The following is a 14,689-nucleotide window of genomic DNA, read 5'->3' on the forward strand; positions in this document are numbered from 1 at the left end:
AAGGCGACGATGTCCACCTACGAGTTGAACTTCGGTGTTCCATACGGGGTGACCACGGCCCGTGTGTACCTCGACGTGCTCACGCCCGTTGACGCGGACCGTCAGTACGTGGTCGGTCTCCGAGCGATGGCTGGGGACCGCGTCGTCGATCTCGATTCGCCGGGGTGGCACTACTCCAAGCACCTGCAGACGAAGTTCTGCTACCTCCCTCGCCGCAGCGAGCCCGGGATGGCCAAGCTGCCGCTGCTGACAGTGGGGCGCGAAGTCACCCATCTGGAGGTGCAGCCGCTCGCCTGGGCACGCGGGTCCGCACCTGTCGAAGAGGTCGTCGGGTCTGTGTGGCTCGCGACGCCGGACCCGGCCGGAGGCACCACGATCTTCGAGGCTGTCAGCCGTCAGGAAGGTGAGAACCATGTCTGATGTCGACGTCTCGGTAGTCATCGGTTTCAAGGACTGGGGTCGTGACAGGGTCGCGATGGCCGTCCGCTCGATCTCGAAGGCGTTCGGGGAGCTTAACGGAGAGGTGATCGTCTCCGACTACGGTTCCGTCGAGCCGGGTCGTGAGGAGTTCGAGGCCCTCGTCGCGAGCCTCGGTGGGCGCTACGTGTACACGGAGACGAATGGCATCTGGTCCCGCTCTCGGGCCCTGAACGCCGGTTTCGCCGTGGCGCAGGGGCGTGTCCTGATCTCCACGGACGCCGACATGGTCTTCACGCCCGGCTCGCTCGAAGTCGTCGCCCGCAGGATTCTCGAGGACGAGGCCCAAGCCATCGTCCTGCAGTGCCGCGATCTGCCCGAGGGCTTCGCTCCCGAGGACCTCATCGGGACGGACATCGACTGGGCGACGCTCGAGCGCAGCTCGCGACTGCGCCCCCGGTGGGGCATGGGTGGGATGATGGCCTGCTCGCGAGCGGCTTACCTCCACATTCGTGGTCTGGACGAGCGCATGGAGATCTACGGCGGAGAGGACATCGACTTCGCCAACAGGCTCCGGCGCTCGGGACGTCGCATCGAGTGGATCGAGGACCCTCGGGTCCGGATGTACCACATGTGGCACCCGCCGACGCGGAAGATCGCCGTGAGCACCGAGCAGGGCGCCAGCGCCATCGACCTCAACACGAAGATTCACGTCAGCGACCCGTCCTTCATCCGCAACACGACGTCGTGGCGGCATGCCCCAGCCGATCGACAGCTCCCTGTCAGTGTCGTCATCTCCACGTTCAACCGCTGCGAGTACCTGCCCGACGCCATCAACTCGGTGCTCGCCCAGACGATGCCTGACTTCGAGCTGATCATCGTCGACGATGGCTCCACCGACGACACGCGTGCGGTCGTCGAGAGCTTCGACGACGAGCGAATCCGCTATTTCTACAAGGAAAATGCCGGTCTGGCTGCAGCCCGGAACTTCGCGGCGGACCGGAGCCGTGGGCGCTACACCGCCATCCACGACGACGACGACATCATGCTGCCGTGGCGGCTGCAGCGGCACCTCGAGACCCTGACGGCCGACGTGAGCGGGTCCTACGGCGGTTGGGTCGACTTCAACAACGAGACGGGAACCATCAACCCGCTCTACGGCAAGCGGTTGAACATGGGAGCGCTGCTCTTTTCCGGCAAGGTGTACCTGCACCCCACGCTGATGGTCGAGACCGAACTGCTGCGTCGGGTCCGGTACAACGAATCGCTTCGCTCCGGTTCCGACTACAACCTCGGCCTGCGGCTGCTCCGTTCTGGCGCCGACTTCCTGCACACGGGAGAGTTCCACACCCTGCGACGACTGCATCCGAGGCAGATCACCGAGACGGATTCCTCCGTGCAGAAGACGTCCGCGGTCCTCACGTCCTTCATGGCTCGCGTCCCGATGTCCGCCGCGAACATGGACCGTCTGCGTGCGGCGCAGAAGGAGGTCAAGTCGCCCACCGTGCGCGGCTCAAAGGACGTGCTGGGTCTGGTCGGGCAGTACTTCCCCGACCACCTCGTCCGCCGCTCGGCGAGCGTGACGGTCGACCCCAAGAGCCCCCGCATCGTCGAGCAGCGGGCGTGGCTGGTTCGGAACGCAAGCCGCTACGTTCGGGTCGAGACGGCCAACGGCGAGGTGGAGGTCGAGACGGCTCAGTGCAGCAACGTATCGCTGGCCGATCTCGCCGGACTTCGCGCTGCAGGGCTTGACTTCGAGCTGCTCATCCAGAGCACCGGCCCGGATCCGTCGAACGGTCGCGCGGACGTCGAGCCCGCGGCAGGCGCAGGCAGCATGATGCGCGGCCTGGCGTCGAAGCTGCACGCCGACAACCAGCGGGCGGACCAGCCCTACCTTCTCGTCGTGACCACCGATGACTCCTTCGACCTCGGCGAAGTCGTCCTTTCTGACGGCGCCCAGCCCCTCAGCCGCCTCGTGACCGACGGCTCCAGCAGCAACGTCCTTCACCTGGTGTCAGGGCTCCCGCTCGATCAGCTCGGTCAGCTCCGCAGCCGACTCGCTCGCAGGAGCGACGTCGCGTACGTCGGAGTGGGAGTGCCTGCAGAGCATCTGGGGCAGGATGAGGCAGTCGCAATGCTGGCGCGGACCGCAAAGGACGACAAGTGAAGATCATCTGGCAGCCGACGGACGACACCGGACGGAGTGGCCTCGCTGCCGTCGTGGAGCAGTACGACGCCGTCCCCCCCATCAGCAAGCTGCTCTTCGATGGTGCGCCGCGGCTGTTGACGGCCGAGCGGATGGGAGCGGCCGCGGCGCTCGCCTTCGGCCGGTTCAGCAGCGGCAGCGTCGTCCTTCCTCGGCCGGTCGCACCCGCTCTCGCACAGGCCATCCAGGACTACTGCGCGGGCTCGTGGACCGTGGTCAGCCCGGTCGTGTTCGAGCCGGCGGCGCTGCCTGTCGGAGCCTCGACCTTCGTGCTTGGCGCGCCGCCCGAGTTTCGTCCCGACAACGAATGGGGGCGCCCCCGCCAGTTCAAACTCGACATCCGACGGGCCGACGCCTACGCGGGCCAGCTGGCGTCGATGGACGAGCTGATCATCGCCAGTAACGCCTACCTCCACGCGGCGACGGATGACGTGACCGACATCGGCCACTTTCTCGGTGACCTGGCGGTGGCGGTGCTCTTCTCCGAGAGTCTGCAGGTCGACTCGATCGCCCTGCCGCACACTGTCGACCTCGGGTCCGCGGCTTCGCAGAAGATCCAGAACATTCTCGCGGCATGCCGTCTGGGGCTGACGTCGCAGGAGGATCCGACCGCGGCATGAGCACGACTGATCGACTGGGCCCGGAGGCGCGGGTCGACGGGTCGCCAGGCCCGGCTGCGGACGGCGAGGGCGTTCACACCTCGCACGGCTACGACATCCGGTACAAATTCCGGGCAGCCAGTGGTGACCGCCGACACCTCATCGTGGTCTTCACCGGGATCAAGACCGATGGCGACTACGACTTCGACGGCAGGGCCGCGGCCGGATGCAAGGCCGCGATGTTGTGGATCGCCGACGACTTCGGTGGCGAGAACGCGTACTACATGAGCCACGCGGGCGAGCGCGGTCTCGCCGATGGCGTGGACGAGCTGATCCGGACACAGCTCAGCCGTCTGGGGCTGACGGCGAGGGACTGCACGCTGATGGGCTTCTCGAAGGGTGCTTCTGCCGCGCTCTACTACGGCACCAAGTACGGCTATGCCAACATCGTGGCCTCGGTCCCGCAGATCAAGGTGGGCAGCTTCGCCAGGGACACCTACCCCAAGATCTATGCGCACATGACGGCATCAGGATCTGTCGAGGACTGCGTCGAGCTCAACGGCCTCATCCCCGAAGCGGTACGTCTCGACGCCGATCTCGCCAAGAACATCTACCTCTTCAGCTCCGTCGACGATTCGCAGTTCGGCTTCCACCTCAAACCTTTCGTCCCCGAGCTGATGAAGTACGAGAACTTCAACATGATCATGACAAAGTCGTCACAGGTCACCCACCACGGCGAGGTGACCCACTACAACGTCCCCCTCATCCTCTCGATCATCTACGCGCTGTCGGAGGGCATAGCTCCCCGGTTCGGGCTGACGTCGAACGGTGCGGGCGAGCCCTTCGACTACTCGGAGATCAAAGCCGGCGGGGCCGACGGCTGATCCCGTCGCGACGGCCGGGCTCAGGACAGTTCCGTGAAGCCGAGTCGAGACAGGACCTCGAGCTCGGCCTGGAGCCAGACGTTGCGGTCCGTCATACGGGCGTACGCCTCATGGGCGTTGTCGATGATGCGCAGACATTCGTCCGGGTGAGCCTCGCAGTATGCGAACTTCTCCTCGAGGTCCGCCAGGCCTCGAGCCACCGGCACGTAGTGCACCCACGGCTTCAGGAAGTAGTCGGGGACCACCTCGTAGGCACAGTCCTCGCGCAAAGCAAGGCTGTTCGTCTGCAGCACCCAGTAAAGGCTTGATGCCACGTCGTTCCCGTTGGGGCAGAGGATGTATCGGTGCTGGATCTGTTCCTCCGGCGTGGCGTGCTCGCCCCTCACATCGAGATCGGCCACCCACGGTCTAGCGTCCAGGACGCTTCCGGTCAGCTTCAGGTCGAGGTTGTCCGACGTGTTCGACATCAGGACTGCTCGCAGTCGCGAGTAGAACTTCGCGGACGTCCGGAACTCGTCCACTGAGCGGAGCAGCAGCGGACCGCTGCGATGGTGGGGATCGAGCCACCTGCTTCCCACCATCGCGCCACGCCAGAAGACGCGGGCCTGCTTCTGCAGGAAGGGAGTGGCGTCGTCCACGATGACGCCGGGGTGTCCGACGTTCCGGGACGGCTCGAAGTAGGCGCGCAGGCGCCAAAGGACGGCGTTGCGACTGCCGACCCGCCGGTTGTACTGGAAGACATTGAGCGGCCGACCGAAGTGGACGTCGGCGTCCATGGCTCGGGCATCCTCCATGTCCCAGAAGATGGGAGCGGTGGGACGCCCATGCAGGGACTCCACGAAGTTGGCGTTGCGATGTCCCTTGTAAGCGTCGCGGTCGAAGACGTCCTCCGGGGATCCGGCCGGAAGAAGCTCGCCGCCCCTGAGGCCGACCGCACTCACGGGGTCGAACCCGTGGAACATGCCGGTGGAAGGCGCCTTGCCGGCAAGATCCGTCAGGGACGACGACGGGGGAACGACGTCGGGCAGCATGAAGTCTGCGAGGCTCACGGGCGTCCTCTCGGTGAACGTGAGTCGGTGTGGAGTGCGTCGCGAGCCTAGCCGCGTGTGCGTGGAGAGCGTGAGACGCGGGGTCGAGCGCCGGGCCAGAGCCGAGCATCACGGCAGTCGGTGTCCCAAGTCCGGTAGATTCGCCCCGCGATGTTCTGCGGGCCAACGCCCTGCAGGACGGTTTCGAGGAACGACGGAAGGAAGTGCCCAGTGGGTGGCACACAGACGGTGGCAGTGATCGGGCTGGGCTACATCGGCCTTCCCACGGCAGCGATCCTCGCCACGAACGGCGTCAAGGTCATCGGCGTCGACGTCAGCGACCGCCACGTCGACGCGGTCAACCGCGGTGAGGTCCCGTTCGTCGAGCCCGACCTCGCGACGCACGTCGCCGGCGCGGTGAGCCAGGGCATGCTGTCGGCCCAGAAGGACACGCCCAAGGCGAGCACCTACATCGTCGCCGTCCCGACGCCGTTCAAGGACGGCTACGAGGCCGACCTCAGCTACATCGACGCCGCGACCGACGCGATCATCCCGCAGCTCGAGGGCGGCGAGCTGCTCATCCTCGAGTCGACCTCGCCCCCCGGCGCGACCGAGCACATGGCGGCCCGCGTCTTCGAGGCGCGGCCCGACCTCTCCCTCGACGGCTCGGAGGGCCGGCCGGTCGTCCAGTTCGCGCACTGCCCCGAGCGGGTGCTCCCTGGACGCGTCATGATCGAGCTCGTCACGAACGACCGCATCATCGGCGGCCTGACGCGCGAGGCCGCCGAGCGCGCCCGCGACCTCTACCAGATCTTCTGCGACGCCGAGCTGCACCTGACCGACGCGACGACGGCCGAGATGGCCAAGCTGACCGAGAACAGTTTCCGCGACGTCAACATCGCCTTCGCGAACGAGCTGTCGATCATCGCCGACCGCCTCGGCATCGATGTCTTCGAGCTCATCGAGCTCGCGAACAAGCACCCGCGCGTCAACATCCTCCAGCCTGGCCCGGGCGTGGGCGGCCACTGCATCGCCGTCGACCCGTGGTTCATCGTCAGCGCCGTGCCCGAGGACGCCCGCCTCATCCGCACGGCGCGCGAGGTCAACGACCACAAGCCCGAGGTCGTGCTCGGCAAGGTGGCCGACCTCGCAGCCCGGCTCAAGGAGCCCGTCATCGCGGCTCTGGGTCTCGCGTTCAAGCCCGACATCGACGACCTGCGCGAGTCGCCGGCGCTCAGCATCACCCAGCAGCTCGCGCAGCGCCACCCGGATGCCCGCATCCTCGCCATCGAGCCCAACGTCGACGAGCTGCCGCGGGCACTCGCCGCGCTCGAGAACGTGACGCTCGTCGAGACCGCCGCCGGGATCGCGCAGGCTGACATCGTCGTGCTCCTCGTCGACCACAAGGAGTTCAAGAACCTCGACCGGTCGGTGCTCGCCGAGAAGTCGGTCATCGACACCAGGGGCGTCTGGCGCTGACGGCGTCGCCCGTCCCATCCTCCGCTCACAGGGAACCCCTCATGCACGCTGACGAGAGTCGCGATCCATCCGTCCTCGACCGTCAGCTGCTGGCTGACTTCCTCGCAGACCCTGAGGGCCTGCGCAGGAAGCACCTCGGGCTGAGATCCCGCGACGCGACTGCTCGCAAGCGGATCGCAGAGCTGGAGAAGCAGCTGACCCGGCTGCGCAAGCTCGAGAAGGAGAACAAGGACCTCACGCGCCGGCTCGGCAGCGCGAACAGTGCCCTCGACGCCTACCGGGCCGAGACGGCGCGCCTCAAGGCCGACCTCAAGCGGCTGCGGTCCTCGCAGGCCTACCGGCTGGGGCGCACGCTGACGCGTCCCGCGACGCTGCTGAGGCGCCCGTCCCGGCCGACGCCTGCCGCGCCGCAGCCCGCGGCGATCGAGTCGGCGGCCGCGCCGGAGCCGAGCACGACGGACCCCTCGGTCGGGGAGTCGCCCGGCACCTCGAGCCCGCCGCCGCCCGTCCCGCGGCGGCTCAGCGAGTACTCCTTCGACGAGCTGCTTGCCCGCTTCGAGGAGGCGCCCGGCCCCGACCGCCTCGGCCACGTGCTGTCGCGGGCCTGGTACCAGCAGGGCCTCATCGGCCTGCCGGCCCGCCTGCTGCGCGAGAACCCCGAGATCGCCGCCCAGCTCGACCCGCGCAGCGGCGACCTGGCCGCCCGGATCCTCGGCGCCGACCGCGTCGTCACGCACGGCATCGAGGTGCCCCCGCGCGCGAGCGGCCCCGCCTACGTGCCCGAGCGCGACCGCGTCATGTACTGCGCCTACTCCACGCCGGCCTTCAACTCCAACGGCTACTCGATCCGCACCAAGGGTGTCGCCGACGGTCTGCGCGAGGCGGGCGCCGACGTCGTGGTCGTCGGCCGGGCCGGCTACCCGTGGGACGCCGCCGCCGACGGCGCGCGCCCTCCGGTGCGGCGGCACGTGCGCACCGTCGACGACGTCGACTACGTGCACCTGCCCGGGGCCAACCTCGGCACGACGCCCATCGACCACTACGTGCTCCAGTGCGCAGACGCGTTCGTCCGCGAGGCCCGCCTCAGCCGCCCGAGCGTCATCCACGCCGCGTCGAACCACCGCGTCGGGCTCGCGGCGCTCATCGCCGCGCGCCGGCTCGGGCTGCCCTTCGTCTACGAGGTGCGCGGCCTCTGGGAGATCACCGAGGCGTCGGACAAGCCCGGGTGGCAGGAGACGGAACGCTTCGCCGAGCAGGTGCTGCTCGAGACGCTGGCCGCTGCCGAGGCGGACCTCGTGCTCGCCATCACCGCGCAGACCAAGGACGAGCTCGTCGCTCGTGGCGTGCCTGCTGACCGGATCCGGTTGGCGCCCAATGCGGTCGACCCCCACGACTACCTCCCCCTGCCGACCGACGAGGCCTTCGCCAAGGCCCATGGAGTGCGCACCGACGTACCGGTCATCGGCTTCGCGGGCAGCATGGTCGCCTACGAGGGCCTCGCCACACTGCTCGACGCCGCTGCCGTGCTGCGCGAGCGGGGCGTCGGCTTCCAGGTCGTCCTCGCCGGTTCGGGCAGCGCCCAGCCGGACCTCGAGGTGCGCGTCCAAGAGCTCGGTCTCGGCGAGGACGTGCGCTTCCTCGGTCGGGTCCCCTCGTCGCAGATGCCGCGCGTGCTGAGCCTCTTCGACATCATGCCGTGCCCGCGGCTCTCGCTGCCCGTCACCGAGATGGTCTCCCCGCTCAAGCCGCTCGAGGGGCTGAGCGCCGCCAAGGCCATCGTCCTGTCCGACGTCGCACCGCACGTCGACCTTGCGGGGGAGCACGAGGAGCGTGCCCTGCTCTTCCCGGCGGGCGACGCCACCGCGCTCGCCGACGTGCTCGAGCGGCTCATCGGCGATCCCGGCCTACGCGCCGACCTCGGTCGCGCCGGCCGGCTCTGGTGCCTCGACGAGCGCAACTGGCTCTCGCTCGCCGGCTCGATCCGCGCCGGGCACCGGGAGGCGCAGCGCACCCACGACGCGCTCGTCGACGGCGAGGCCGGACGCTCGCTCGGCAGCCTGCGGGTCGGACTCATCGCCGACGAGTTCACGAGCCAGACGCTCGCGGCCTCGGTGACGACGGTCCCGCTCGATCGTGACGGATGGGTCGACCAGCTCGACGGCCTCGACCTCGTCTTCATCGAGTCCGCGTGGTCGGGCAACGGCGGCCAGTGGCACCGCGGCGTCGGCTTCTACTCCGACGACGAGGACGCCTCTCTCGCAGCCCTGCTCGCGACCACCCGGGACCGCGGTATCCCCACCGTGTTCTGGAACAAGGAGGACCCGGTCCACTTCGCGCGCTTCGTGCGCACGGCTTCGCGGTGCGACCACGTCTTCACGACCGACGGCAACATGGTCGTGCCGTACCTCCAGGCCGGCATCGGCACCGTCCGTACGGCGTCATCGTTGCCCTTCTACGCGCAGCCGCGCATCCACAACCCGCTGCCCGGCCGACGCCCCTTCGAGCAGTCCGTGGCGTATGCCGGCACGTACTACGGCGACCGCTACGCGAAGCGCTCGGCCGAGCTCTCCCGCCTGCTCGGTGCCGCCCGCCCCCACGGCCTCGCCATCTACGACCGGCAGCTGGCCGTGCCCGACTCGCCGTACCACTTCCCGCCGGAGTTCCAGCGCGACGTGCGCGGCAGCCTGCCCTACGACGAGGTCATCGACTCCTACAAGGCGCACGTCGCGAACCTCAACGTGAACTCCGTGGCCGACTCGCCCTCGATGTTCTCGCGCCGGGTCGTCGAGGTCGCCGCCTGTGGTGGCGTCGTCCTCTCCGGGCCCGGGCGCGGCATCGAGGAGACGTTCGGCACGGCCATCCCGAGCACCGGTGACACCGCGACGTGGCGGGCGCTGCTGCGCGACTGGTCGCTCGACCCCCAGGCCCGCCTCCGAGAGGCCTGGCTGCAGATGCGCGCGGTCCTGCGGGCGCACACGGTCGACACCGCGCTCACCATCCTGGCGCGGACCGCCGGCATCCCCGTTCGCGCGGCCGGACTGCCCACGTATGCCGTCGTGCTCGACGGCACGCGAGCCGACCTCCTCGCGACGGTCGCCTCCCAGTCGGTGCTGCCGACGGCGGTCTGCGCGTCGGCTGGTGACGCCGAGGCGCGAGCCGCGTTGGAGCCGCTGGGGATTCGCGTCCTGGCGTGGGACGAGGCGGTCGCGGACGTCGACTTCATCGGTCACGTGACCGAGCCGGTCGGCCGCACCCACGTCGAGGACCTGCTGCTCGCGACGCGGTTCGGCAGCTGGGAGCGGATCGTTCCGGTCAGCGAGCCCGGCCTCGAGCACGGCCGCCCGATGGCCCGGCCCGTCGAGAGCGGGCGACCCGTCGACTCGGTCGACGGCCTCGCCTCACGTGAGCTGCTCGCCCGGCACGCCGACCTGCACGAGGCGCTCCGGGCGCCCTCGGTGGCGGTCGAGCTGCTCGTGCCGCGTCCCCTCGAGCCCTACGGGCCGCCCGACCCCACCGAGGAGGAGCCCGAGATCGACTGGGCACGTGAGCTCGGTGGCCGGACCGTCGTCGTGGCGGGCCACGACCTCAAGTTCGCTCGTTCGACGATCGCCGCGCTCGAGGCGGCCGGGGCCGAGGTGCTGCTCGACGAGTGGCTGTCGCACAGCGAGCACGACGAGGAGCGATCGCGCTCGCTCGTGGCGCGCGCCGACGTCGTCCTGTGCGAGTGGGGGCTCGGCAACGCCGTCTGGTACTCCCGTCACGTCCGTCCGGACCAGCGCCTCGTCGTGCGGGTGCACTCGCAGGAGCTTCGCCGGGCACACCTGTCCCGCATCAAGCACACCGCCGTCGACCGGTACGTCTTCGTCGGTGCCCTCGTCCGCGAGGCCGCGGTGCACAGCCACGGCGTGCCGCGCGACCGGACCGTCATCGTGCCGAACGCCGTCGACGTCCGGGCCCTCGACCTGCCCAAGCTGCCGGGCGCAGAGCACACGCTGGGACTCGTCGGCATCGTCCCGCGCACCAAGCGCCTCGACCTGGCGCTCGACGTCCTCGAGGGTCTGCTCGCCCACGACGACCGCTACCGGATGCGGGTCCGGGGGCGGACGGCCGCCGACTACCCGTGGATGCTCGACCGCCCGGACGAGATGGCCTACTACGACGCCCAGGACGCCCGCATCGAACGCATCAACGATGCCCACCCGGGAGCCGTCCGGCTCGACGGGCACGGTGACGACATGCCCGAGTGGTACCGAGAGATCGGGATCGCCCTGTCCGTCAGCGACTTCGAGTCCTTCCACCTGACGATCGCCGACGGTGCGGCTTCGGGCGCCTTTCCCGCCCTGCTGGCCTGGCCGGGATCCGACCTCGTCTATCCCCGGGGGTGGGCCAGCCCGTCGGTCCCGGCGCTCGTCGACCGGATCGTCTCCGCGCCGCGCCGGCCGGAGGAGTACCGCGAGGTCGCGCGCCAGAGCTTCGACGAGGCGATGGTGATGCGCCGGCTGCTCGACGTCCTCGCCGGTCGCAGGGAGTCCGACGATGCCTGAGCAGCACGCGACGGGGTCGCAGCCGGGGTCGGGGACGAGCACCGGGGTGCTCATCTTCGGAAGCTGCGTCTCACGGGACACCTTCACCTTCCTGCCCGACACGTTCCGCCTGCTCTCCTACGTGGCCCGGCAGTCCTCCATCAGCGTCGGCGCACCCGCCGACGGGGTCGCCGCTCGTCTCAAGGAGCTGCCGTCGGCCTTCCAGAACCGGGTCGTCCGGGGCGATGTGCGAGGCGACCTGCTCGACACGGCCTCGCGACTCGTCGCGGACATCGACCTGGTCCTCGTCGACCTCATCGACGAACGCGGCGGTGTCGTGGCGGTCGGTGGTGGCTACGTCACCAAGCTCTCGGAGCTGTGGAACGCCGGGGGTGCGGCCGCGACGACCGGCGGCCGGCACGTGCCGTTCGCCACCGACGAGCACTTCGCGCTGTGGTCGACCGCGGCGAGGCGGATCGCCGACCGCCTGCAGGAGCTCGGCCTCCTCGAGCGGGCGATCGTGCTGCGCACGCCGTGGGCGAGCAGGATGCCGTCGGGCGCTGCCGTCCCGGTGCCGCACTGGATGACGCCCCCCGCGACGGCCAACGCCCAGTACGAGCGGTACTTCGAGCTGCTCGGAGAGCTCGGCTACGAGGTGGTCACCCTGCCGGACGACCTCGCGCTCTCGACGGAGGAGCACCAGTGGGGCGCCAGCCCGTTCCACTACCTCGACGCGGCCTACGAGCACCTCGCCGGGCGGATCACCGACGTCGTCGCGCGGCGGGCCTCAGACCACGCGCAGCGGTGAGCTCGCCACGGGGATGCGTTCCCCGTCGGTACGCAGCACGAACGCGCGGCAGCGGTAGATGTCGGGCTTCGGCACCGTGAACGTGTACGTCAGTCCACGCTGGTAGGGGGTCAGGGCCAGCCGCTGCCCACCGGCGTGGAGCGAGAAGGCGCAGGCGTCGAGGTGGCTGGCCGAGACCGTGGCCGTGACCTCGAGCGCTCCCGTCTGCACGAGCGTCACCTCCGGCGCCGAGCTGCGTCCCATGGGAGTGCGCTGCGCGGTGGTCGGGACGCGCGTGCGCCCGTGCGGATCCGCGGCATCCCAGCCGAAGGGGTGGACGAGCTGCTCGGCGACCGCTGAGATCTCGGTGGCCAGGCGCTCGTAGGTCCAGTCGTCGTAGTGGAACGGCGCCAGGCCCCACTGGTGGGTCGACAGGGCGTGGACGTCCGGGAGGACGCGACCGACGGCCGGCACCCCGAGCACGTGCTGCGCGTGCGCGAGGTAGGCCTCGGTCAGCCTGTTCGCCTCGTCCGCGCCGAGCCCGAAGCTCGTCGGGGTCGGCTCATCCGTCTCGGAGCTCGTGGCCCACGGTGGGGCCACGATCACGGTGCGGTCGAGCAGCCCGAGCTCGGCGAGAAGGTCGCGCCAGGGCCCGAGGGCGGCGGCGAACCGGTCGAGGTGCTCGGGCGTGCCGAAGGGCACGCGGCTCAGACCGTCGGGCAGCTCACCGGCGAGGTGCGTCCGCAGCTCCACGGAGTCCGTGCTGACACCACCGTCGACGTGGTCGAGCACCCCGAGCCGTTCGTCGACGAGGTCCCAGAGCACGAGGTCGACCTCGGCAGCGGCGTCGCGCAGCACGGTGGGGAGCGATGAGCCCGCGTCGGCCTCGAGCATCCGTCGCTGGAACGCGCTCGGGAAGGCGGACGGGTCGACCGGCGGTGTCGTGGGGGCCCCGAAGGCACTGACCAGGCTCTGGCGCGCCACGTAGCCCGTCAGCTCGAAGAACTCCGGGTCGAGGAAGGCGAAGGTGTCGCGCGAGACGCAGCTCCCGACGACGAAGGTGCGCAGCCGGGAGGGTACCGGCGTCACGTCGGCCTCGAGCGCGAAGAGCTCGTTGAGGTGACCGTCGCGCACCCGGGCCCGCACGTGGGTGACCCGGCCGTCCGAGTCCTTGACGAGCACGGCGTTCTGCCGGTGGCTGCGGGTGAACGGCTCGTCGGCACCGAAGAAGTCGAAGGCCGTGCTGATGCCGCCGTACCGGTTCGGCAACCCCTGCCAGACGAGCGCGGCCCAGAGCTGTCCGGACGCGTCGCGGGTGACGCGCAGGGACACAGCGGCCCGCAGGCGCTCGACCTCGCCCCGCAGGTCGCGTGGCAGGCTCTCGAGACCGGTGCTCGGCAACAGCTGGCGGTGCTGGAGGGACTCCACGACGTCGGCCGCCTTCCTCGAGGTGTCGAGCAGGTCACGCAGACCCTCGACGAGGACGTCGCGCGGCGGCGGGTCGTGCCCCTCGCTGAACGCCGAGACGAGGACGAGCACGCCCTCGTCGTCGACGTAGCGGCCGCCGCCGACGTGCCGCAGGCCGCCCTGCTCGACGAAGGGCGCGAGGTGGTCGATGACGTGCGCGTCGCCGGCGTTCTGCAGGTAGAGCAGCCGACGTCGTCCCGGCGGCCGGCCGTCGCTCAGCACCCGGTGCTCGACGCCGCCGGCACGGAGCGCCTCCGATCGCTGCTCACGCGACAGGCGCGCGACCTCGACGCCCTCGGCGGGCAGGGCGTGCGTGAGGTACTCGGCGACGGCCCTCGGCTGGTAGTCCAGCAGGTCGGTCTGGGGGTTCCAGACGAACGCCGAGACGGGTACCTCGAGACGGGCGGCGTTGTAGAGCGAGGCGAACCCGCCGCCCGAGCCCCCGACGAGCACGAGCTCACGGTCGTAGCGGCGTCCGATGGCGGTGAGGACGGCGAGCGTCGCCGGCTGGAGGTCGTCACCGCGCCGCCCGGCATACCAGCTGAGGGTGAGGGAACGGTCGGCGTTGAGCGTGGCGTCGCTGATGGCCACGAAGGGTGACCGGATGCTCTTGCCCAGGCCGATGCCGGAGAAGAAGGGCCCGGGGTTGCCGTCCCGCTTGGAGACGGCTCCCGAGAAGATCACCGGTAGCGCTCGGCCCTCCGGCACGGCCCCGGCGTCGCCGCCGAGGTAGAGATCGATGTGCAGGCCGCTCGACAGCTGCACGACGTTGACGCCCGGCACCCAGTCCGCGGCCGCGACGAAGTCGTCGAGGGTCGGCCACAGCGTGACCGCAGGCAGGAACCGGCCGTAGTCGCTGTCACGCGGGAGGTCCTCGGGCCGGGCCCAGCGCGGGTCCGGCTCCCCGGCGGCGGGGTCCGGGATGGGCGCGGTGTCGGCAGCGGGCCCGCCATCGAGCACGATGCGGTCACCGGAGAGGACGTAGCGCTCCTCGGCAGCGGTGCGCACGAAGACACGGCACCGGTAGGCACCGGGTGCCAGGCGGCCGAACGTGTGCGCGTCCTTGCGGACGTAGGGCGTCGACTCCGCGAGCTCGGAGCCGCGGTAGAGGTGGTAGCTGTAGAAGGCGCCGTCGGCGGCGTGGACGCGCACGCTCAGCCCGTCGTACCCGGACCGCGCGACGTCGAGGCTCGCCCTCGGGGCGGCGTCGTCGGCGCTATTCGCGGGCCTCGTCACAGCAGCAGTCCTCAAGCGGGTCGGTCGTCGCCCTCGGCGACGGGTCACGGCACTCTACCCGCC

At 70.1% G+C, this 14,689-nt stretch carries 9 protein-coding genes; 7 read left to right on the forward strand and 2 right to left on the reverse strand.

Features of this window, described 5'->3' with window-relative positions; all coding sequences use genetic code 11:
- Window positions 1-9 precede the first annotated feature (9 nt).
- The 4 genes from ABT295_RS18630 to ABT295_RS18645 are packed head-to-tail and all read left to right on the forward strand — an operon-like array spanning window position 10 to window position 4,106.
- Window positions 10-420: a hypothetical protein gene (locus tag ABT295_RS18630; protein WP_352395887.1), complete on the forward strand. Its 411-nt coding sequence runs from the start codon at window positions 10-12 to the stop codon at window positions 418-420.
- Complete coding sequence (locus tag ABT295_RS18635) at window positions 413-2,584, forward strand: glycosyltransferase (protein ID WP_352395888.1); 2,172 nt, start codon at window positions 413-415, stop codon at window positions 2,582-2,584. Before ABT295_RS18630 ends, ABT295_RS18635 begins: the two co-directional genes overlap by 8 nt.
- On the forward strand, window positions 2,581-3,243 hold the full coding sequence (locus tag ABT295_RS18640) for a hypothetical protein (RefSeq protein WP_352395889.1): 663 nt from the start codon (window positions 2,581-2,583) through the stop codon (window positions 3,241-3,243). The genes ABT295_RS18635 and ABT295_RS18640 overlap by 4 nt, the downstream gene beginning before the upstream one ends.
- Window positions 3,240-4,106 (forward strand): accessory Sec system protein Asp2, encoded by an 867-nt coding sequence (locus ABT295_RS18645; RefSeq protein ID WP_352395890.1) that lies wholly within the window; start codon window positions 3,240-3,242, stop codon window positions 4,104-4,106. The genes ABT295_RS18640 and ABT295_RS18645 overlap by 4 nt, the downstream gene beginning before the upstream one ends.
- A 20-nt stretch (window positions 4,107-4,126) precedes the next feature.
- Here ABT295_RS18645 and ABT295_RS18650 read toward each other — a convergent pair whose 3' ends face one another.
- Entirely contained in the window at window positions 4,127-5,155 is a 1,029-nt protein-coding gene (locus ABT295_RS18650) for a glycosyl transferase family 90 (RefSeq protein WP_352395891.1), read from the reverse strand.
- Window positions 5,156-5,365: 210 nt separating this feature from the next.
- Here ABT295_RS18650 and wecC point away from each other — a divergent pair, with 210 nt between their 5' ends.
- The 3 genes from wecC to ABT295_RS18665 are packed head-to-tail and all read left to right on the forward strand — an operon-like array spanning window position 5,366 to window position 11,944.
- A complete protein-coding gene (gene wecC / locus ABT295_RS18655; RefSeq protein WP_352395892.1) occupies window positions 5,366-6,613 on the forward strand; it encodes a UDP-N-acetyl-D-mannosamine dehydrogenase in 1,248 nt (415 codons plus the stop codon).
- Between the two features lie 41 nt (window positions 6,614-6,654).
- Window positions 6,655-11,157: a glycosyltransferase gene (locus tag ABT295_RS18660; protein ID WP_352395893.1), complete on the forward strand. Its 4,503-nt coding sequence runs from the start codon at window positions 6,655-6,657 to the stop codon at window positions 11,155-11,157.
- Entirely contained in the window at window positions 11,150-11,944 is a 795-nt protein-coding gene (locus ABT295_RS18665) for a DUF6270 domain-containing protein (protein WP_352395894.1), read from the forward strand. Before ABT295_RS18660 ends, ABT295_RS18665 begins: the two co-directional genes overlap by 8 nt.
- On the opposite strand, the gene ABT295_RS18670 is transcribed toward ABT295_RS18665, so the two are convergent.
- On the reverse strand, window positions 11,924-14,626 hold the full coding sequence (locus ABT295_RS18670) for a DUF6270 domain-containing protein (protein ID WP_352395895.1): 2,703 nt from the start codon (window positions 14,624-14,626) through the stop codon (window positions 11,924-11,926). The genes ABT295_RS18665 and ABT295_RS18670 overlap by 21 nt on opposite strands.
- Window positions 14,627-14,689: the final 63 nt, after the last annotated feature.

This window comes from Terrabacter sp. NPDC000476, assembly GCF_040300125.1.
Lineage (GTDB): Bacteria > Actinomycetota > Actinomycetes > Actinomycetales > Dermatophilaceae > Terrabacter.